This window comes from uncultured Veillonella sp., assembly GCF_900545205.1.
Lineage (GTDB): Bacteria > Bacillota > Negativicutes > Veillonellales > Veillonellaceae > Veillonella.
In genome coordinates, this window is sequence record NZ_UQYC01000026.1 from 1 (window position 1) to 22578 (window position 22578).

The following is a 22578-nucleotide window of genomic DNA, read 5'->3' on the forward strand; positions in this document are numbered from 1 at the left end:
CTGTTACACATGGCATAGGACAGTTTTCCTTCTTGCCAGTGCCCACAAAGCTTGCGATGGCACAATATTCAGAAATCATCATTTCCGTGTAACCATGTACCATTATCTCTAATGGCAATTTAGTAGATTTTTGCAAGTTAACAAGTTGTGCCAATGTTAACTCTAAGGATGGCGCTATGCTACTCATATTAAAGTCTTGCCATACTTGTAATGCAGAGCCATTAAATATATTAAGACCTGTATCAGCCTCAATAGCACCTGTATACCCTAAATCACGAAGCCATAATAACGCTTGTGGCACATGAATAGAAATGCTATCTGGTTGAGCCTCAACTATAGCCTTAAGAGTATTCATGTACACCTCAACTTCATCGTCTTTTACGACGCGAGGCGTAGCAAATACACAAAGCACATTATGGTCTTTACAAAGGGTAGCTACCTTTTCGTAAATGCTGAGTTCATAAGGCTTGCGTTGTAAACGGTCACCGCCAAAGAGAATCTTCTTAGCACCCCCTTCAATAGCAGCTTTCACAGCATCTAATTCATCAACGCGAGCACTCACCATAGGCTCTGTGTACTGAATCGTATCCTTAGCTACTAGGGATGACATATCTTGAGGTTCTACCGCAAGTTCTGCCCAAGCAGTTTCATGATCTGTAATTAACAGAGTTTCTAAAGACTCCACTGCATCGCGACGCAATGCATTCAAAACACTAGCAGGCCACATATATGGACCTTCTGGAATAGACATAGAGGCTAGAGTAAACAATGTATTACCTAATCTACCCACTTGGTCTGTAACCTTCTCTAAACTAGTCGGTTTATTATTAGCATAAACTGGTTCAAACTCATTAGATACTGTCACAGTACGACCGTCGTTTAATACAAAGGTAAGATTTGTACATGGCTGTTCTCGGTCTGTATTAATAGATAGATAACCATGTACTTCTAATTTAGCACTAAAGTCTTGTAAGCCCCGTTGCTTTTGAGATTTTGGCGTAGATGCCAAGAATACTTGTCCTGCCGCAAAGCCTTCATCAGGTTTACCTACAAAATGTTTTTCATTTACTAAGGACCAATTCTGATCAATTTGGTAGTACGTAATACTACCAGAAGCTTGCATTACCTTTAAGAGTGAACCTTTTTCAATCGGTTCTGTTAGGTACAAATGAACTTGTCCCTTTTTGACCTCTGCTTTGCCGATCAATTTCCCTTGATTATTTGGAGCCACAACGGTCATCATGGATTTCCCTACATGGTCTGTTAAATAATCAGTAGAGAACCCACGATTAAATCCTGATGCCAATGCATCGGCATCAGAAGCATCCATATGAGCTGTATCTAAAATATGGCGATAGGTCCCAATAACTTGACGCACATAGGAAACCTTTTTCATGCGTCCTTCTACTTTAAAGGACGTAACACCGGCTGCAACGAGTTCATTCATATGCTCACTATAGTTAAGATCCTTTGGACTTAACAGATAGGCTTCATGTTTTGGCAACAAGCTAGTGCCAGATGAATCTAATAACTCATAAGGCAAGCGGCAAGGTTGTGCGCAAGCACCACGGTTACCACTACGACCGCCGATGAAGGAACTCATTAAGCATTGACCAGAATAGCATACGCATAAGGCGCCGTGTACAAATACTTCGATTTCAGCTGTACAGTTTTTACATATATGTTCGATTTCAGCTAGGCTCAATTCACGAGCTAACACAACCCGGGTAAAGCCAAGGCTTTCATAAAAACGAACCGCATCTAGCGTTGCCGCCGTCATTTGTGTACTACCATGCAAATGCAATTTCGGAGCTACGCGCTGCGCCAATTTTGCAACAGCTAAATCTTGAACGATGATGGCATCAACACCAATACGCTCTAAATCTTTTAAATATTCTTCAAGAGCAGATAATTCAGAATCGCCTATGAGAATATTTACCGTTACATATACAGACACATCTAGAATATGGGCCAAGCGAATAGCCTCAGCTAGTTCTTCAATGCCAAAGTTTGCTGCATGAGCACGGGCATTAAATCCTTTACCACCAAGGTAAATCGCATCTGCTCCAGATTCTAACGCTGCTATAAAGTTTTCCATCGTACCGGCAGGAGCCAATAATTCCATGGATAATCCTTTCTACCTAACTAAAGGTATAACTATAGTACTAAAAGGGTTTACCATACGGTAAACCCTTTCAATATACTGCTTACAATTAACGTAATTTGCAGTTAATTTCTGCTAATGCATCGATAATAGCTTGAATATTACCATCAATATCCTCATCATTCAACGTACCTTCCATAGAACGGAATTGTAAGTTGTATGCAAGACTGCGGTAACCAGCTTCAATATGTTCACCTTCGTAAACGTCAAAGATAGATGCACTTTCTAAATATTCTCCACCATGCTCTTTGATGATAGATAAAATTTCGCCACTAGATACGGATACAGGTGCTACAATAGCAAGGTCACGGCTAGTACCTGGGAATTTACTGAAAGATGTATAGCGGAATGCTGGAATCGTTAAGGATAATACTGCTTCCAAATCGATTTCAAACATGTATACTTTTCCTGGTAAATCAAAGTTTTTGCTCACTTGTGGATGTAATTCACCATATTGAGCAATCATTTTACCATCAACTACGTATTGAGCACTTACACCAGGGTGGAAGTAAGGTTCAGTGCCACGATTAATTTCATAGCCTTTAACACCTAGTTCAGCCAACAACGCATCTACAATGCCTTTTACATCATAGAAATTTGTAGTGCGTTCTGCTTGATTCCAGCCAGCTTGGTTTGCTTTGCCCATCAAGATACCACAAGCCATAGGGCGTTCATGAGGTACCTCTGTCAAAGGCAATGCTTTTGGTTCATATACATTCGCTGTTTCAAACAACCAAAGATCCTTATTTTGTTGCGCAATATTGCGTTTCGCAGCTTCGATAACAGCTGGCACCAATGTAGTACGCATATAAGGAAATTCTTCGGAAATAGGATTCAAAATTGGAATGGCTGTATAACGGCTATCCCCTTCAGGAAGCATCATATTGGAAAGGCCATCTTTATGCATAAAGCTAAATGTAATGATTTGAGTCATACCCAATTTAGCTAACGTATGTGTTACCTCTTTCGTAAGAGCTTTCTTAGGCGTCATACCACCAGAGGACAATACGGCTACAGGAATTGTAGGAGCGATATTATCATAGTTATAAATACGAGCTACCTCTTCAGCGATATCAGGCATTACTGTTACGTCACCGCGCCATGTTGGAACGAGGGCAGATAATTGGTCCTCGTCTTCAGTTACAACGAATTCAAGAGCAGTCAAAATGCGAACCATTTCGTCTTTTTCGATATTTGTACCCAAGTAATCGTTGATTTGTTTTGCTGTGAAAGTAACTGTATGTTGCTCTACAGGGTTCTTGTACAGATCGATAATGCCTACATCAACTTTACAGGATGGGCAAATTTGTTGCAACAACTGTGCTGCTCGGTCGATAGCATAGGCAGTGTATTTATGGTTTACGCCACGTTCAAAACGTCCAGATGCTTCAGAACGCATACCAAGCGCTTTTGCAGTGCGGCGAATAGATGGTCCATTAAACACAGCAGCTTCAAGCATAACAGTAGTCGTTTCATTTGTTACTTCGCTATCAAAGCCACCCATGATACCAGCTACACCTACTGGGCGTTCTGCATCGGCAATAATAAGCATAGAGTCATTCAATTCACGTTCAGAACCATCAAGTGTAACAAGAACTTCACCATTTTTAGCGCGTCTTGCCACTAGTTGATGACCTTTTACATGGTCATAGTCATAGGCATGCATAGGTTGACCAAGTTCTAACATAACATAGTTTGTTACGTCTACTACATTATTAATAGGACGAATGCCGCTGTTACGCAAACGATTTTGCATCCACAATGGGGATGGTTCAACCTTTACATCTGTAACGATACGAGACATGAATCGCGTGCAAAGATCATCCGCTTCGATAGATACAGATGCTTTGCCTTCAATGGATTCGCCATTTTCATTAACCATGATAACAGGGAATAACGCTTTTTGGTTTGTCATAATACCGAATTCACGGGATAAACCAACCATGGAGAAGCAATCTGCTCGGTTAGCAGTCAATTCAAATTCATACACTGTATCATTTAAACCCAAAACGTCTTTTACATCAAGACCAATTGGTGTACCTTCAGGGAAGATATAAATACCTTGAGCTTCTTCTGGCAATACTAAATCACTGGAAATGCCAAATTCCGCAACGGAGCAGAACATGCCTTCAGAAACTACGCCGCGCAATTTACCTTTTTTAATCTCTGTGCCATCAGCTAGGCGAGATTTATGGTACGCTACAGGCACGATTTGGCCTACTGCAACATTGGTAGCCGCTGTTACGATTTGTTTTGTAACAGGTTCACCTTCTTCTGTAAGGCATTCTACTTGGCATACTTGTAATTTATCTGCATCTGGATGCTTTGTAATCTCTACAATTTTACCAGTATAAATTTTCTTAATGCCATTATCCATAGCAATGACATCTTCTACAGGAATACCAGCTTGTGTTAATTCATCGGCCAATTCTTGAGCAGGACGATTCATATCCACAGGCACGTATTCGTTCATCCACTGTAAACTTGCTTTCATGAGTTCCTCCTAAAATTGTTCCAAGAATCGTACATCATCTTCAAAGAATAGACGTAAATCGTTAATGCCGTATAAAAGCATAGCAATACGTTCTACGCCCATGCCAAAGGCAAAGCCTTTAACCTTTTCAGGATCGTACCCATTAATGCGCAATACATCTGGATGAACCATACCGCAGCCCAAAATTTCAAGCCAACCTGTATGAGAGCATACACGGCAACCTTCACCACCACACATTACACAGGAAATGTCTACCTCTGCAGATGGTTCTGTGAATGGGAAGAAGCTTGTACGGAAACGTACCTTTGTTTCATCACCATACATATGACGTAAGAAGGACTCTAATGTACCTTTCAAATCAGCAAATGTAATATGTTCGTCGATGATGAGACCTTCCACTTGATGGAATACTGGGGAGTGAGTCGCATCATAGTCCCAACGGTAAACCTTACCAGGCGCAATCATACGGATTGGGCTATTAGGTTCATGACGTTGCATTGTACGAGCTTGAACTGGAGATGTATGGGTACGTAATAAGAAGTTTTCTGTAATATAGAAGGAATCTTGCATATCACGTGCAGGATGATCTTTAGGCAAGTTTAAGCATTCAAAGTTGTAGTAATCTTGCTCAACCTCAGGGCCTTCTTCAACGGTATAACCCATTTTCATAAAGAAGTCTTCAATCATTTCATTAACCTTTGTTAATGGATGAATATGACCCGTTTTTTGTGCACGACCTGGCAATGTAATATCGATGCGCTCTTGTTCTAAACGAGCATTCAACTCTTCTGTTTCCATACGAGTTTTTACTGCCTCAAGTTCAGCCTCTAATGCTTCACGAACCGCATTAACAAGAGCACCAGCCTTAGGGCGTTCTTCAGGAGATAATTTACCAAGACCTTTTAGTAATGCTGTTACCTCACCTTTTTTACCTAGATATTTTACACGTATATCTTGCAACGCTTGTTGATCAGCAGCGCCTTTGATGGCCTCAAGGGCTTCTGCCTTAAGACGTTGTAATTCTTGTTCCATTAAAGCATCCTCCTATATTTAAAAGTCTAAACTATATTATACCAAATCAGGGTTGTCTTCTTCAATAAAACGCCATGGTAATTCAGGTAATGGCTTCTCTTCTAGTACAAAAAATGTACCTCGTGCTAAATGAACTAGTTCACCTAATTCATTGTAAATACGAGCTGTCGCAACCATAGTAGTTTTACCACTGTGCTCTACATTAGCTACGCCACGCAATATCGTACCGCCTTTAACAGCTTTCACATAGTTACCATTAAGATCAATGGTGCTCACAGATTTACCCAATGTAAAGCAAGCCGTTCCCATCACACTATCTGCTAAGCCAATACAAACAGCGCCATGCAAATCCCCTCTAAAATTGCAGTACTCTGTTTCATTAGTTTGCAAGGTCATTTCCGCATGACCTGGTTCAACCGCTGTAATCTCAGAATCTTTTACCCACGAAAATGGATTCTGATCTCGTAATTCGTTGAAATATTCTAACAATGTTGTAGCCATAAGGTTCTCCATTCTATATACACACCCATAGATTAACCAATCTAAATACTAAGTCTATTACATTACCTGTATGAAAATCTCTATAGTTATATACCAAAATTCAATACAAACATATAAAAATGGTGCGTTACATCATACATATTGTATCATGCAACGCACCATATGCGAATAACTCTATCTAATTATGTAGTATGTTCTTAATAAAACACATTTACAATTTTAGATTATTCATAATGTAATGCATCAATTGGATTGAGCTTAGCTGCCTTACGGGCAGGATAAATACCAAAGATCAAACCTATTGCCATAGAGAAGGCAAAGGACATTACAATCGTCGGTATAGATATAACCGTACTCATACCCGAAGCCATGCCAATCAGCTTAGATGAGCCTATGCCGAGTATAATCCCTATTATTCCCCCCATCAAACTGATAACAACAGCTTCGATAAGGAATTGTGTAACGATAACACTATAAGTAGCGCCCAGTGCTTTACGTACCCCAATCTCTCTTGTCCGTTCAGTTACGGATACGAGCATAATATTCATAATGCCAATACCACCAACTACAAGGGAAATGGCCGCTACAGCACCAAGGAATAATGTTAACGTACCTGTTGTTTCCTCCATAGTTTCCATGATGGAGTTCATGTTTTGGATATTGAAATCATCGAGGTTTGTATCTTTAATACCATGTCGTACACGCAATAGGTTTTCAATATCGGATTGTAAACGATCGATACCACTTTCATCCTTACCTACCACGTAGATCATACGGAGATAATCAACACCTTCTACCCGTTCCATAGCTGTAGTATATGGAATAATTACCATATCATCTTGGTCATTACCCATCGCACCGCTGCCCTTACTATTAAGAACACCAATGATACGGAACGGAATATTTTTGACACGAATTTCAGCACCTACTGGATCTTCATCACCAAATAGATTCTTCACAACTGTTTTACCTACGACTGCAACGCGTTCACGATTCTGCACATTCTTTTCAGACAAGAATCGACCGGATTTCATAGACCAATTGTTTACATCTAAATAGTTATAGCTAACACCAGATACTGAAGTAGTCCAGTTCTTATTTTGATAAATCACTACATACGAGCCATTTGTCATGGGACTAGCTGCTTTAACACCATCTAACTTTGAAATAGCTTCATAGTCAGAAACCTTTAAAGACTTCATAGATCCTGCAGAAGGACGAACCCCCGGTGTACGTGGTGCACCAGGCATAACCATTAATAGATTAGAACCTAAGCTAGAAATAGAATTCTGGATATCTTGCTTTACACCATTACCAATAGATACTAAAGCAATTACGGCAGCTACACCGATAATAATGCCTAACATGGTTAAAATGGATCGCATTTTATTAGCAATGAGGGATGCCCATGCCATTAAGAAACTCTCTTTATACATGTGGCACCTCCTGTACAGGCGTCATATTAAGATTTTGGGAATCCTCTACAATTAAACCATCACGCAATACTACATTGCGACTTGCATAGGTTGCAATTTCCGGTTCATGAGTAACAAGGATTATAGTTCGCCCTTCATCGTAAAGGCCTCTAAAAATATTCATAACATCGATAGTCGACTTGGAGTCAAGGTTACCTGTCGGTTCATCGGCCATGATGATAGCAGGATTATTAGCCAGTGCACGAGCAATAGCAACACGTTGACGTTGACCACCAGACAACTCAGATGGCAAGTGATCCATACGCTCACCAAGACCAACGGAAGATAATAGTGCCGCAGCTCGTTCATTACGCGATTTTTTATCCATCCCTGCATAAATCATAGGGAGCGCTACATTTTCTAAGGCTGTTAATTTTGTTAATAAGTTAAAACTTTGGAATACAAAGCCTATTTGTTTATTTCGTACAAAGGCCAATTCATCATCGGATAAGGTAGCTACCTCATCGCCATTAAGGCGGTATGAACCTGTCGTTGGTCTGTCTAAACAGCCAAGAATGTTCATAAAGGTAGACTTACCAGAACCAGAAGGACCCATAATAGATACGAATTCGCCTTTATTGACCTGTAAATCGATACCATGCAAAACAGGCACCGATAATTTACCATTTACATAGGTCTTCGTAATCCCTTGTATATCGATTACTGCTTGATTCATATTCACCTACTATTAGAATGGTCCACGGCTATTATTCTTAGGTGCCGTTACATCACCACTTACGATGATTTCATCACCTTCAGATAAACCTTTTAAAATTTGTACGTTAGTATCCCCAGTTACACCTGTAGAAACAGCTGTACGTACTGGTTGACCATCTTTAATAACATATACGTATTCACCTTGCTTATCTGTACGCACAGCAGTAAGCGGTACTACCAATGTGTTTTTAATATCTTCACCAAAGATGGTTGCACGAGCCGTCATAGATGGTAAGAAGTTGTTGGAAATATTTTCAGGAATTTGAACTTTTACAGTATAGTACACAACACTGTTGCTTGTAGCACCCATGTTACCTTTTGTACCTTTTGCGATTTCAGATACGTAGCCTGTGAAAGTTTCACCCGGTTTAGAGTCTACAGTAAATTCTACTTTAGCACCTTGTTTGATACTACCAATATCGGTTTCATCTACTGTTAAGTAAATTTCTAAGTTACTTAAATCTGCGATAGTAGCGATAATCATTTGTGTAGAAATACCGGTACTGATAGTTTGACCAGCTTTCAATGGAGTGCCTATAACAGTGCCAGACATTGGTGCTGTAATTGTAGCATCGCTTAAATCTGCTGCTGCGCGGTCATACGTAGATTTTGCACGTTCATAAGATGTTACAGAATCATCATAGGTTTGTTGAGCGATAGCATTTTGGTCTGCTAATGCTTTATAACGATTCATATCAAGTTCTGCCTTAGCTAATGCAGCCCGTGCATCATCTGCAGAGGCTTGTAATTGACGTGTATCAATATAAGCGATAACTTGACCAGCCGTAACTTGATCATTCTCTTTTACTAAAACTTTTTCAAGCTTACCAGCCACATTCGTAGAAACGTCTACATAATTTACAGGGTTAATAGTACCAGTTGCGCTAATACTAGTTTTTACATCACCCTTTTCTACCTTACCAGTAGTATATAAGTTTTGTGTTTGCTTAGAACCTTCGCTATGCATGTAGTAGTATGTACCACCACCAAGAACACAAAGAACAACAGCACCTGCAATAATGCGCTTACGATGCTTTTGCAAAAATTCTTTCATTATAATCTCCTTATATTAAAATGAAGATATTGGCACAACATGTATCGTTCCTAACAATACTATTAGTATTTTTAAATTATACAGTACCAATTACTTTTATGCAATATAATTTCATTAATGAATAATTGATGATAAAAGAAAATGACCCTTGCGGGTCATTATATTTTTAACTGCTTAAAATGGATAATAATGTATAATCCTTTTCATTAATAGGAAATAGAAGACTTTCAGCCTCTTGATAAGAAATAGCACGAATGTGACCATCAATATATCCAATTAGTCGATTATCAGTACCGTTCATCAATAACTCAATACAAGTTTCACTCATACGTGCCGCTAAAATAGCATCGAATGCAGAAGGACCTCCGCCGCGTTGTAAATATCCTAATACAGTCAAACTAGGATCAAATTCCGTATGCTCCTTAATAAAGGATTTTACTTCTCCACTATTGTAAGCACCTTCAGCAACGAGTATCACACTATATTCTTTACCCCGAATCTGTGTTTCCTTTAAATGACGACAGACCTCATGTAAAGGCATAGGATTTTCAGGAACGAGTACAATTTCAGCACCACAGGCAAGGCCAGCTTTAAGTGCAATATGACCTGCTTTACGACCCATTACCTCTACAATGGCTACCCGTTCATGTGAATTAGATGTATCACGAATTCTTCCAACCGCATCAACCACAGTATTGAGCGCCGTATCAAAGCCTATCGTATATTGAGTGCCACCCATATCATTATCTATAGTACAGGGAATCGTCATGGTAGACATACCAAGCTTAGCTAAACTCGTAGCGCCTCGCATAGAACCATCGCCACCGATAACAATGAGGTGGTCAATGCTATAGGCTTTCAAAATATCGTAAGCTTTACGCTGAACATCTTCATTTTGAAACTCAGGAAAACGAGCTGTTTTTAGCATGGTACCGCCTTGAGTAATAATGCCACCCACAGAACGGTTTGCTAAAGGAACAAATTGTTCTTCCATAATACCTACATAGCCACGTTCAATACCGAAAACTTCAAAGCCTTCATGAATAGCTTTTCTAGTTAGCGCTCTTATGGCGGCGTTCATTCCAGGTGCGTCTCCGCCGCTTGTTAGTATTGCGATTCTTCTCATATCCATTACCCCCTTGTGGTGTACGTTGTTTGGATATAGTTTCTGTCTTATGTCCTGTAACCGCTTGATTAGATTTCTTATGTTTTCGGCGTTTATCATTGCCCAATTTATGAGATTCTACCCGGTCGGAATATTCTTTATTAACGACTATTTTAGTAGCTACTGTATCATTAGAAAACGTCGTATTCGGATGATTAAAACGTTCCGATTTAGATAATCTATGATTATCTTTTGTATTTCTTTGAGAGTTATTAAATTGTAGTTCTTGAGATGACGGTTTTACATCTCTAGTATCCGTATCATTGGGTTGACGTCTTGCTTTAAATTGAACACCTGAGGTAACTAACTCATTCTCAATGCGTTGCATAAAATCATAGGTCCGACCATTTGTTGTATCTAGTACAAAATCACACTGCTTATACACTGGTTTCCAGGATTGTATCATAGCATGTACAAAGGCATGAACATTGTTATAATCCATGGTTGGCCGTTTCCCAATACGGCGATTCACACGACTGACAATGCGAAATTGTGCAGCGCGGATACCAATGATATAAGAATATTTCTTCAATACCTTTAATGTGCGATGTTCAATGGGAAAATTACCACCTACGGAGATGACTGCTTCGTGATATAAGCAAACCTTTTTCAGTACATCCATTTCTGCACGTCGGAATGCTTTTTCCCCAATTTTCTTGAATATTTCAGCAATAGGCAACCCAAAACGACCTTCTAATACGCGATCGGTATCTACAAATTGCCATCCCTTGCGTTCCGCAAGATTACGACCGAAATGGCTCTTGCCACTCCCCATAGAACCGATGAGCATAATATTTCGTTTTATTATCATCTGTTATGTGCCCCTTATTATTTCATATCCTTCATTGTACTATAAAATGCAATAAAAACAAAGACAGACTATAGAATAACGATCTATAATCTGTCTCTATTAATATTACTATATAAGAATATATATTAAGGCCTCATAGTCGGTTTTACTGCACAATGTACATACACTACATTGCCTTTCCGTTCTATGTCCTCGATTTCTATACGGCGTGAAGGGTCTTTTGCTTCAACAGTATTAATCCAGTTGATAAGGCGTTCTGTACTTCCTAATAAATTTAATTCTAATACACCTTCATGCTCATCAGTACTAACAATCATTAATGGTTCTCCTTGCAAAGACTCAAAAATACTAGTATTAGAACTCGTGTTCGATAACTTATTTTCTGTAAAAGATGCTAGTAATTTTGCTTCCTTAGATACAATATAATCTGACTTAGCCTGCATTTGGATAACATAGTTTTCTTGTCGTTCTTTCAAATGAGTCGCTTTGTGATCTAAGCTAATATACCCATATAGTGAAATACTAATGATGATACCCCACACTAGTATGATCATTACTATCTTCTCTACTGGATGTGTTGTGCTCTCCTTTAGATCCTTCCATATGGAATGTATATATACCTCGATCTGCTTTAACTGTTCCATGACAATCCATTCCAATTAACCTTTGTTGAAGACTAGCTATAAATTTACGGCATGCTTCATCACTATGGCCTATACCATCTAAACTAATATGTTCATCCTTTATGTTAAGGTGTTGTAAACTAATTCCTTGTTCCATAGCTATATCAAGAACATATAAAACGATAGTATTTTGAAAAATAGTTTCTTTATTTTTTCCAGAACTATTCTTAAGTATTCTATTTTTAACTGATGCTATATCTTCATACTGTTTTCCAATTGACTGATACTGCGAATTTTCCAATAGCGTCAATAGTTCTGTCTTTTCAGTCTTATACTGTTCATAACTCGACAAGCAACAACCTATTGCTATTAATCCTACTAATCCGTATACAATACTCATACCATATAGATAATAACGATATCTGTGCCATAAACTATGCCAACGTAACGATCGAGGCATTAGATTAATATATCTACCATCCCAAGCCAATCCATTTAAGCCCCCTTGCGGCCATACCAATGGCCATGTCCCAATCTAATTGTCCTTGTTTACATCGATTGCGACCACGCCCTAAGAATAATAATGGAATATACTCTGTTTCTCCATATATAGAAATAATGGCTTCCATATCCTTTTGTTCCTCATCGGTTAATCGCTCTAATCCGTACAGCTTAATTCCTTGTATTTCATCTACACCAAATTCTTGCAACCTTGCTTCTAGCACCTCCATAGCTTCTGATACATCACTGCTACTAATAGGGACAATCCGTTCTTGAATACATATATCATTCCACCATAGCCATAAATGTAGATGGTCCGTCTCAACGACACCTGTTACTGTCCCACTACGTCGCATCAAACTGTAACAAATAGGAATAGGCCAGAAATCGATTACATCCACCGGTGCATAGGTGTCTCGTATACCTTGTTTTAAAAGTTCTAATGAATGACGCTCTACGGCAACCATAAACATATGGTAATTATGTCTTGGATATTCTCGACGACATGCATCCATTTGGAAACTGTCGCCATCAAAGGTAAAGTAATCCTCTACATTCCATTTGATGAACTCCTTCATATCAAAATCGTGAGGATCATAAGGTGCTACATGCATTTGTGTATCAATATTAGCTACTATGCTGTAAGCTCCATCATCTAAATCATACATTTCTATAAATTTTCTAACATCCTCATCAATAGATGCACTGCGTTTCATTTCCAATGCATCGGTAATGACCATCGTTTTATTTTCTACATGAGCTGTCACACATACAATACGTTCATCTGTAATACATACACCAGTATGTATTTTCTTTTTCCGTTTCATAGATTCACCTCAATATGGTTTTATCTTCATAACATGCATAGTATGATCTGTATCTACTGTCACATACATATGTACACGACTTACTATTTCCTGATGTTTCAATTTTCCATAACTCATAACATGACGAGGATTGTCATGGGATAGATCGGCCTCAATGGTAATTTCTACATCCGCATTATCAGCCACAATTAGCTTTTTCTGAAAGTCCCAAGTATTACCAGCCTTACAGTAGCCTACAAACCAATGCGCTCCACTTTGCGCTGCATAATGAGCCTCTTCTAAATGCAATTCATCTACTGCATTACTTTCACAAATTTGACCAATACGCAGTCCCATAAAGGCCAATACTAATAAAAAGGACATTGTAAATATGGCTACATATGTAATAAACCCAGCATTATGGGCTCCCATGTTCATGACTTGTTTCCTCATTATCTTTATACCAATCATATATACTACTTTGACCTATGGCGACTTCATATATAGCTAAGCCTCCATATCCAGCAGTATATTGTTTATCACCAGTAAATCGATTCGTTATGTACCAACGCATATGGACTACTCCGCTCTCATTCATACTAAATGGATGTTCTTGTGTGTACCCAACATTTCGTTTATCCTTTGTGCCGATAATGCGGCTGCCGCTAACAGGTTGTAAGCTTCCATCTGTAAGCTTCCTATACAGAGCATGACGTTGTAATGTTAGTGTAGTCCGCTTAGTATCGTGAATATATAAAGTCCTATTTTGATCCTCTACGGTTATCAGTACAGGATTCCATATGATTTGAGCCACCACCATTCGCCGCGTATAACGACCATCCTCCATTATAGCTACGCTATCTACTAATTTTGCATTCCACATAACCCCATAAAAAACTATGCCTAACAATAAGGTTAAAACGATAGTAGAAATAGTTATACTGATCAGTGTGGAATACAAAATAAAACCTCTTTGTGTATCATGAGCTCTCACCGTATTTCCTCCAAATCGAGAGATAAGGTATACACAATAGATTCATTATCTATGGCCTGCACAGTTAATCGTTGTAGGACAATGCCATTTTCTACGATAGGCTCTACATGTGTTTTATAAGTAATAGATTCACTGGGACTCATAATAAATTGAGAGTTATGTATACCATCTTGAATATGACCCGTTTGATAATACATAGACTTACTTTCCTCTACATATGTTATGGTGTCTTGTAATATATGATCCCAATAGTAAGCCTTATAAATTGTTAAGGTAGCCATCCAAAATACAGATAATATAACAGGCAAGATAAACATAATAATAGCTGTTGATACTAAGGCATCTCCATACATGAAGCCCTTAGTGTACTTCTTCCCATCGAATACGTCCCGTCTGTACAGATATCCATATACGATTTCTCTCACCACTTTCTCGATCCCGTAAAATAAGTTCCGTCCCATCATAAGGTAATCCTAGAGAAGAAAAAGAGATAACCGTTAAGGGTTGTACATTTTCAATCCCTGCAGGTAAGGATATATTAACTGTATGATGATGAGCATCCTCCTCTAAGGTATAACTATCTTTATTTAATATGAATAACATACGCCCTTTTCCATTAGATTTATGTCCAAGCATAGACCAAAGTTGAACCTTTTTTAACATATATACTACTTCTTGAGTACTTCCATTTAGAGTGTAACGGCTAGGCGTTGTTACAATGGGCAAAGACATAGAAATAAGGAGTAAAAATAAACTAATCGCAATAATCCACTCAGCTAACAAAGAGCCGTATTGATGATGTATAGGTTGTGCCTTAACCATTGGTACAACACCTCCATATAGGGTCCGCCATGTAAGGCACACCAACCACCAAAGCATAGAAAGGGACCAAATGGAATGTATCGATTACGATAGCTTGTTAGTAAGAGATAGAGAGAACCAACACAAAAGGCTACGTAAAAGAAGCATACAATCTCCCAAGGCGTAAGCCACATGGCAATAGCAGAAAACCATTTCACATCTCCTAGGCCAAAACCTTTATGGCTTATAAGTCGAAGTCCATATGTAATAGCACCTACACTCATAACACTTATAATTGTTACAAGCATAGACTTATCATTTATAAAGCTATACACTATACCACCTAAAACAAGCACTAACGCCCCTTCATCAGGCAATATATAGTAATGCATATCGATGGTAGCACCTGCTATGATGATGAGTGAAAATACAGCATACAAAGCAACGTGAATAAAGGATATTGCTCGTGATGAAAATATAATAGGTAGCACTATGGATGCTATATACACGATCAGTGCTATAACATAATAAGTCCCTTTCATACCTTGTCCTTCCTAAAATCAACTGTACATATATTAATGTAAATATAACTACTGTATAGCGATTAATATAACTACATATGTAAATGCAAATATAAATTTACATTCTAATCATCAATCCATGCATATTAACTATTAAGACTTAAATATTTAATATTAAATAATAAATATTAAGTACTAAATACTAGATATCAATTACGTTTAAGGTGCATCAGGGGCTTTAACTACAACTGCCTTTGCAGTACCACCATTAACCGCTTCATAAGTAATGGTATATTCCTTATCTTTTGCAGTTTTAACATGTTCTGTAAGATAGCCTTCTTTATATAGATTTTCTACAGTTGGCGGTGTATCTACATTCTTGTCGATCATAAAAGGTTATATCTTATTAATTTATTTCAAATTTCAAAATACGTTGTAATAATCAAAGTTTTATATCATGGCTTAGTTAAACCAATAACAGAAAATATAATATTTCAAAATCAGTTTTTGACGAATTTTTGATTGAAACTAAAAAAGAGGGTAGCAGTTATGCTACCCTCAATTTGTTTATTTATCAAGTTCTACTAATCTATGTAGTTCACCATTAACGAACCACATTTCACAACGCACGTTGTCTTGGTCTACTAATGTTGCCATGTATAACCCATCTTGATTAGGTTGAATATCTTCTGCGAATTGATGTGTTTTTCCCTCGAATGTAAATACTTGCGCCATAATATATTCCTTTCAGTTAAAAGTAAAAATATGTAACTGTCAACTAACAGTTGATTGTTGCAAGCCGTGCAACTCGGAGATATATGGATCACCTACCATCTCACAACTTTAACTAATGCGGATGCGCCTTTAAACTCTGAACCTCTAAAGTGTGCTAACCCTTGTACTTTTTTATCTTCATATCCAACTGTTTCGTATACTTCACCATTAGTCATTACTGTTACACCAGCCAATATGCTATGTGGTTTATCTAATTTGATTTTGTACACATCTACTTTTTGTTCCTCTGTATTAGCAACTACTGCAGTCCTATCAGATTTTTCAGTTGCTGCTTTAGGTACATTAGGGTTGCTATGTGCAATATCCTGTTTAACCCTTTCTGCAGCCTTTTCTACAGTAGGTGCTTGCGTATAATAAGTCGCTACTGGTTGAGTTCTTTCCTTAATGGAAATAACCTCTTGTGCTTGTTGTTCCGTTACATGAATTGCTTTTGACAATTCTTTAGGTGATTTAGCTTGTTGTTGAGTAATTACAACAGGCTTTTCAATCTGTTTCTGTTTATACAGATGATAGCATCCCATACACACTAATATAAATACCAACATAGGAATTAACACCTGTGAGGTGCGTTTATGTGTTTTTATATAAGTTAGTACCTTACGTAGATAAAACATTCACCTATGCCCCCTCTACCTCTTCCATTAGCATTTTTAACGCTTTCATTTTCTCATCCATAAATCGATTGTTAAGACTATCACGTAACACGCTATTATTCCATTCGTAACTCATGCACGTATCATAGATACCAGCGATTAGGTCATAATCAAAACGCTTATCGTCAATGTAGGATAGGTTTGGTAGTTCAATGTCTAATGCTTTTTCCATTAACTTTAATGCATCATTGAACATATTAACGATTTCACCAGTACCATATTGTACCGCTCTACTCCATACTACATCCTTTAATGCATTAGAATGCTTTTCTACATTGAATAGATTTTGTTTAAGATACTCACACGCTACATCGTAGTAAGCACTTTTAATATAGTCATGTTGCATCTTTTCAAAACCTACCGCATCAAGTGTACCTAGTTCTTTCCATTTGGCAATAAAGCCATCAGAATTGATTTCACCGCTATCTATCAAGGCTCTTGCGTAGTCTGTGTAAAAACCACCTTGTTTTAAACCCCAACCTAAAAACGCATCAACACTACCACAATTACTTGCTAGTTGATATGTGCCATAAGAGATACCACCAGCATCATTGATGCCACTAGATACACACGCTGGGTCTCCATTACTTTCATATTCAGCACTCAATAAACCTAATTCCATTTCGCTTGCTCCTTTCTATTGTTTTCTCTACCGCCCAAATAACCAACTAAGCCTGACGATATACTCATTGCTAATTCGTTGTAACCATATAGGATAGCCATTATATTTACAGTTCCTAATATGAGTATTGTCAGAACCTCTCTTATACTTATTTTCTCAATCATTTAATCGCATCCTTTATTGATTTAACGAACGCTATCAATTCTTTAACCAAACTCATCGCACGTTTAAACCATCTAGTTTCTACTAATTCAAGTTCAATCATATTCTCTACAATCGATGCTAACTCAACCATGATTGGTACTAGATACATCAATGTAGATAGGAATACATCAATGCGACCTAACATTGGAATGTCTACATCAGGTAGTGTTAAGAGAATGAACGATAAGAGGAATAACCACGGATAAGATTTAACTAATTTCTTAGTCATATCTGCTCTTAGTTTTCCGCTTACAAGAAATCTGCGTTGGTGTCCATCGATTTCAACACTCGCCCATCCTCTCCATATGATCGCAAGGAACATATTCTTGAATGTGATTTCCCTTTTAGTAGCCAAATTAAAATTGCGTGCCTCGACTAAGACACGCAACAATGTATCAACAAACACTAATACAACACTTGTAAATATGGCTAGTGAAATTCTAACCGCCTCGCTTACACTAAAAACTTCGAACATAAAAGGTGAAAGAAAAACTTCAATCATGCTTACTCTCCAATTCGTTCTATCTTGATATATAATTTCCGTCCACTAACATTTACAGTATCTCTCCAACCATTGATATTAACTGTAGCATTTGCCATAAGACCTGAACGTGCGCTAACATTTACTTCAATATCTGTAGATGTTGTGATTGTAAATTCATTGCTCTTGTTGTTTACTCCCTCAACCGTTGCCCTGTATCTGCCTTTAGGTAAGTACACAAACATCTTTTCAGTCCCCCTAATATCTTCAGGGTACTTTTGCCAATTCCAAGTAGTATACCATATAGGGTTAGTTTGAACATATCTTTTAGCACCATTTGATATACGTTGTACAACAAGGGCGGTTTTATCCGCCCCTAATCGTGCATAGTATGTTTTGCCACTAATAACTATCGGTAGTCGCTCTTCGCCTACATCACGCAAGTTATCTGTCAGTCCAAATGTTAATGTATCATTTCCTTTCTTAACTTTCAGATTAGGCATTATTCAACATACACCTCGTTTCCACCAGTAGCACTCCACAATTTCAATCGGCTATTTAATGATGTTTGTACTCTCCCCCAAGATTTCCATTTATCAGCCATAAACATTCTGTGGTATGTTTCACCATTGAACGCATGGAATGTTTGGTCTATCATCTTACCTTTGCCAAAGTTCATTACAATTAACATACCTTGTTTATGAGAACGTGGTGGATTATTAGCACCACCATCAAAGTTGATTTCAATAGCACCTTGTTCTGTGAATGTGTTCCAGTCTTTCTCTGCATCAACTTTAGAGTACGGAAAACATAATTGGTCTACTTCCGATTTCTTAACAAAGTTATCGTCTACATCCTTTTTCTTATAAATAGCCGTTCCGTAATGTTTGGTGGTAAGTACTGTGAAACTATCTGTACCATCATAGTGTTTAAATTCCTTACCTTTAACAAACGTATTAACGGAGTTATCGCCAAGTTCTACGTTACCACTAGTAGATACTTTAGCCATGCCAACACCATGTCCGTCAGGTTTATAACCCTCGATTAAGGTATTATTAGCCATTTTAAGTGCGCCACTTAATGTACCGCCTGTTAGTTTGAGATAATCAAGCGTTGCCAATCGTGCAGTATTGATAGAGTTTTGATAGTCTTTATTTGGATCACCAACATAAATATCTACTTGGTGTCGCTTGTTTGGTTTTTCAGTCAATACCGCAAAATAGAATTTGCCGTTGTAATAAGCTATATCTTCGATTTCAGTAGTTCTATTGATTTCAATAATCTGTTTAACTGTGCCAAATGGTGTACATTCTACCAAGCTACCAAGAGTTGCACTCATGATGCATCCGTTTAACATGAAAGCACCATTGTTATTGAAATCATCGTACTGGTAATCAACTTGATATGATTTCATTTTCACAAAATCATCGTTGTATAAGTTGATTTCACGCAAGCGTTGTTGACCGCTAATAGGTACGATACTTACATAAGTACGTGTGATTGGGTCATAGCCAATATTGAATACACGTTCATTCAATGTGATAGTACGTTCATATTGCATTGTATCTGCGTTAAGTACTGTTAGATTGTTTCCGTTCTTCAACCCATTGGCAAGATAAATCATATTGGTGTTTTTGTTATAACACATTGTGTTACAATGCCCCATTTTATCTGGGTCATTAAACTTATACGTACCTACAATCTCAAACGTGGATGAATTGAGTTCATATAATATTTGGTTGTTACCATCACCGCTAATACAAGCTAATACGAATACATTCTTCTTATCGTTGTAAGTGAACCCTTGGCATTGGTTCACCTCATCGCCGTATTGAATGTTTTTTACAAACGCAATGTTATTTGCACCTTTAAGCATTGGTGTTTCAGTCGGATAGAACGGCTTGATATTGCTATAAGTACCCATATCCATTACGCTATCGACTGTGTTAAACGATAGATGCTCATTGATTTTGTAGATGCCATTAGGTATCAACAAGATTTTATTTTTTAGATTATCGTTAGCACGTTTAAAGGCTGCGGTATCATCTGCTACACCATCACCTACTGCTCCAAAGTCTTTTACAGAAACGATGCCATACAAGCTATCTTTAGTTTGGTATTTTGCATCAGCCTCGGTTTTAGTAACCAAGCCACCGCCATTAGGCAATGCAATTTGTTCTGCTTTAGCTGCTGCAGTTTCTGCACGTTTAGCAGCATCTGTTGCCTTGATAGCATTACTTGCGATTGATGTTTGTTTATTATCAATGTCGGTTTTTAAATTGCGTGCTTGACTGACTAACTCATTAATATCTCGTTTATCGACTGTAGTTTGTCCAGCGTAAGCCTTAGCATCTCTTACTAATCGTTCTGCAGTCGCAACATTAGTTGAGGATGTATCAAGTGCGGTATTAGCCGTTGCCAATTTATCGTCAACAGTTGATGCAATCGTTTTGATTTCTTCGCCCAATCGGTTAATAGTATCTGCATTAGCGTTAATCTTATCTGATTTTTCGCTAATCGTATTCATAGCACTTATCGCATCATTAGCAGCTTTCACGGAACGCTCTACAATATCCCTTGCAACTTCATTTGCGTTTTTGTCGCTATCCACTCGAATTTTTAATGAGCGGTCTAGTTCTGCTTTCATTTCTTGTAAAATGAGTATGATCTTATCCGTTGCGTGTTCGATATTCTCGAATGGATACTCATCAGGCAAGTCCATATCTTGTGAAATAGGTGTTCTGCGTTCCAAGATAACCTTTTGCCCTACGGCTAGTGCATCGCCATTCGCCGGATAGATTACCGATTTGGTGTTTTCGTCATAATCGATATTCCCTACTTGTACCGCCTCTGTACCATCTTCATCAACAATAGTTAGTTTAATATCCTCGATTTGTACAAAATCATAAGGGAAAATAAACTTCTTATTTCTCCCATCACATTGATACACTACAGATGGTTTTAGTACTTCTGGTGTCAATTTAACATCCCCTTTCAGTTGTATATAAATAGGACTACCCATTATGGATAGTCCTTATTTATCAATGTTTCTTTTTGTCTTTTTTAGTTTTAAGTCTGCGGTCAAATACAATAGCCATGATTACATCCTCTAGCTTTGCATCGGTATCGGTGAACGCATATTTAGCTAATGTCCATAGTCCGTCTGTTACAGTATCGCTAAAACCAGTTGCCCTGTTCGTTAACTGGCTAAGACTTCTGCCTAAATCAACACCATCTTTTTTATCATTGATAATAGCATTGCCTACATCGTAAAACTTCTCTACGATGCTTAAAGCCATAACGCTATTACCTTTATTAAATGGTCTATCACCTAGAATGTATTTCATAGCCATATTTGACATATCACGGATGATTGGTACACCCATAGTACCTTGTGAGACTAATTCCTCAATAAACGACTTAGCTAAATCATCAGGCTTATCATCATCACCATTTGTCATAGCTTTATACGCCATCATACCTATTGCTGGAGCTACCAATGACCACCATAGCATTTTAACGAACCTTGCATAATCGCCATTATCCTTACGTGCATAATTCCCCTCTGTTATGATGTTATACAACGTATTAGCGTAGGAATAGAACGGAACGAATAGTTGAGTAAATATAGAACGTGAACGTTGAATAGCAGCAGCATCTTTAGTATCACCGCTACCAAATATATCTCGGACTGCTCTGTCGCCAGCCTCGATAGATTGTTGTTCTATCCATTCTGCACTTACACCCTCTTTACTCATGAGTTCCGCTTGCTTTTGATCATATGCAAACTTCCATACAGGAATAGACAATGCAAAGTCTGTTTCTGTAAGCAATCTAAACCCCATTTGGTTTATATCGTCTCTAACATTTGCAAGTTGTTCTACCTTATAACCACCTACATTTGTATCACCTAAACGTAAGCCTTTACCTGCAATCGATAAACCTTTTTTCAAGTCTTTATCCAAAGTTTGAACACGCTCACGCATGAAGATTGATTGTGCTAATACAAAATCTCTAGTGTTGTTATAAGTGGTTGTGCCATGTCCATAGAACCCTAACCCAGCATGGTTAACCGCTCTAATAGTATTACCTATTCCTATGCGATAAAACGCTACTGGAATGTTTAGCGCATTTTGTAAGGCTACTGATACCCTACCAACCATA

The 22578-nt window shown here is 38.0% G+C and carries 24 protein-coding genes and 1 pseudogene; all 25 read right to left on the bottom strand.

Annotation, left to right across the window (positions count from 1 at the left end; genetic code table 11):
• Positions 1 to 2125: DUF3656 domain-containing protein (locus QZR70_RS04015; protein ID WP_295793261.1), on the bottom strand; the 2125-nt coding region annotated here is incomplete at its 3' end.
• An 88-nt stretch (positions 2126 to 2213) separates the two neighbouring features.
• Positions 2214 to 4658, bottom strand: a complete 2445-nt coding sequence (pheT, locus tag QZR70_RS04020; RefSeq protein WP_295793263.1) for a phenylalanine--tRNA ligase subunit beta — start codon at positions 4656 to 4658, stop codon at positions 2214 to 2216.
• Between the two features lie 9 nt (positions 4659 to 4667).
• Positions 4668 to 5690, bottom strand: coding sequence for a phenylalanine--tRNA ligase subunit alpha (gene pheS / locus QZR70_RS04025; protein WP_295793266.1), 1023 nt, complete (start codon positions 5688 to 5690; stop codon positions 4668 to 4670).
• Positions 5691 to 5726: 36 nt separating this feature from the next.
• A complete protein-coding gene (locus QZR70_RS04030) occupies positions 5727 to 6191 on the bottom strand; it encodes a PaaI family thioesterase (protein ID WP_295793268.1) in 465 nt (154 codons plus the stop codon).
• Positions 6192 to 6415: 224 nt separating this feature from the next.
• On the bottom strand, positions 6416 to 7627 hold the full coding sequence (locus QZR70_RS04035; RefSeq protein ID WP_295793272.1) for an ABC transporter permease: 1212 nt from the start codon (positions 7625 to 7627) through the stop codon (positions 6416 to 6418).
• On the bottom strand, positions 7620 to 8342 hold the full coding sequence (locus tag QZR70_RS04040) for an ABC transporter ATP-binding protein (RefSeq protein WP_105089305.1): 723 nt from the start codon (positions 8340 to 8342) through the stop codon (positions 7620 to 7622). Before QZR70_RS04040 ends, QZR70_RS04035 begins: the two co-directional genes overlap by 8 nt.
• Before the next feature lie 12 nt (positions 8343 to 8354).
• Positions 8355 to 9437, bottom strand: a complete 1083-nt coding sequence (locus QZR70_RS04045; protein WP_295232232.1) for an efflux RND transporter periplasmic adaptor subunit — start codon at positions 9435 to 9437, stop codon at positions 8355 to 8357.
• A gap of 166 nt (positions 9438 to 9603) precedes the next feature.
• A complete protein-coding gene (locus tag QZR70_RS04050) occupies positions 9604 to 10518 on the bottom strand; it encodes an ATP-dependent 6-phosphofructokinase (RefSeq protein ID WP_295793311.1) in 915 nt (304 codons plus the stop codon).
• Positions 10490 to 11413, bottom strand: a complete 924-nt coding sequence (locus QZR70_RS04055) for a shikimate kinase (RefSeq protein ID WP_295793277.1) — start codon at positions 11411 to 11413, stop codon at positions 10490 to 10492. Before QZR70_RS04055 ends, QZR70_RS04050 begins: the two co-directional genes overlap by 29 nt.
• Positions 11414 to 11538: 125 nt before the next feature.
• Complete coding sequence (locus QZR70_RS04060) at positions 11539 to 11967, bottom strand: hypothetical protein (RefSeq protein WP_295793280.1); 429 nt, start codon at positions 11965 to 11967, stop codon at positions 11539 to 11541.
• Positions 11936 to 12526 carry a fimbrial assembly protein gene (locus QZR70_RS04065; protein ID WP_295793282.1) on the bottom strand — a complete coding sequence of 197 codons (591 nt, stop codon included), beginning with the start codon at positions 12524 to 12526 and terminating at the stop codon, positions 11936 to 11938. Before QZR70_RS04065 ends, QZR70_RS04060 begins: the two co-directional genes overlap by 32 nt.
• Entirely contained in the window at positions 12510 to 13364 is an 855-nt protein-coding gene (locus tag QZR70_RS04070; RefSeq protein ID WP_227720222.1) for a hypothetical protein, read from the bottom strand. The genes QZR70_RS04065 and QZR70_RS04070 overlap by 17 nt, the downstream gene beginning before the upstream one ends.
• Positions 13365 to 13373: 9 nt before the next feature.
• On the bottom strand, positions 13374 to 13781 hold the full coding sequence (locus tag QZR70_RS04075; protein ID WP_295793285.1) for a hypothetical protein: 408 nt from the start codon (positions 13779 to 13781) through the stop codon (positions 13374 to 13376).
• Positions 13762 to 14304 (bottom strand): hypothetical protein, encoded by a 543-nt coding sequence (locus QZR70_RS04080; RefSeq protein ID WP_295793287.1) that lies wholly within the window; start codon positions 14302 to 14304, stop codon positions 13762 to 13764. The genes QZR70_RS04075 and QZR70_RS04080 overlap by 20 nt, the downstream gene beginning before the upstream one ends.
• 29 nt (positions 14305 to 14333) lie before the next feature.
• Positions 14334 to 14618, bottom strand: a complete 285-nt coding sequence (locus tag QZR70_RS04085; RefSeq protein WP_295793289.1) for a hypothetical protein — start codon at positions 14616 to 14618, stop codon at positions 14334 to 14336.
• Between the two features lie 79 nt (positions 14619 to 14697).
• Entirely contained in the window at positions 14698 to 15159 is a 462-nt protein-coding gene (locus QZR70_RS04090; RefSeq protein WP_295793291.1) for a hypothetical protein, read from the bottom strand.
• Complete coding sequence (locus tag QZR70_RS04095; protein ID WP_295793293.1) at positions 15114 to 15578, bottom strand: A24 family peptidase; 465 nt, start codon at positions 15576 to 15578, stop codon at positions 15114 to 15116. The genes QZR70_RS04090 and QZR70_RS04095 overlap by 46 nt, the downstream gene beginning before the upstream one ends.
• Before the next feature lie 300 nt (positions 15579 to 15878).
• Positions 15879 to 16064, bottom strand: a pseudogene (locus QZR70_RS04100) (hypothetical protein); the annotation flags it as partial.
• A 162-nt stretch (positions 16065 to 16226) separates the two neighbouring features.
• Positions 16227 to 16394: a hypothetical protein gene (locus tag QZR70_RS04105; protein ID WP_295793296.1), complete on the bottom strand. Its 168-nt coding sequence runs from the start codon at positions 16392 to 16394 to the stop codon at positions 16227 to 16229.
• 92 nt (positions 16395 to 16486) lie between these two features.
• On the bottom strand, positions 16487 to 16975 hold the full coding sequence (locus tag QZR70_RS04110) for a hypothetical protein (protein ID WP_295793297.1): 489 nt from the start codon (positions 16973 to 16975) through the stop codon (positions 16487 to 16489).
• A 97-nt stretch (positions 16976 to 17072) separates the two neighbouring features.
• Positions 17073 to 17729 carry a hypothetical protein gene (locus QZR70_RS04115; protein WP_295793300.1) on the bottom strand — a complete coding sequence of 219 codons (657 nt, stop codon included), beginning with the start codon at positions 17727 to 17729 and terminating at the stop codon, positions 17073 to 17075.
• 160 nt (positions 17730 to 17889) lie between these two features.
• Entirely contained in the window at positions 17890 to 18435 is a 546-nt protein-coding gene (locus QZR70_RS04120; RefSeq protein WP_295793301.1) for a hypothetical protein, read from the bottom strand.
• Between the two features lie 2 nt (positions 18436 to 18437).
• Positions 18438 to 18917: a hypothetical protein gene (locus tag QZR70_RS04125; RefSeq protein ID WP_295793303.1), complete on the bottom strand. Its 480-nt coding sequence runs from the start codon at positions 18915 to 18917 to the stop codon at positions 18438 to 18440.
• A complete protein-coding gene (locus tag QZR70_RS04130; RefSeq protein ID WP_295793305.1) occupies positions 18917 to 21394 on the bottom strand; it encodes a glycosyl hydrolase family 28-related protein in 2478 nt (825 codons plus the stop codon). Before QZR70_RS04130 ends, QZR70_RS04125 begins: the two co-directional genes overlap by 1 nt.
• Positions 21395 to 21455: 61 nt before the next feature.
• Positions 21456 to 22578 (bottom strand): hypothetical protein (locus QZR70_RS04135; RefSeq protein ID WP_295793308.1); only part of this gene is annotated, 1123 nt, incomplete at its 5' end.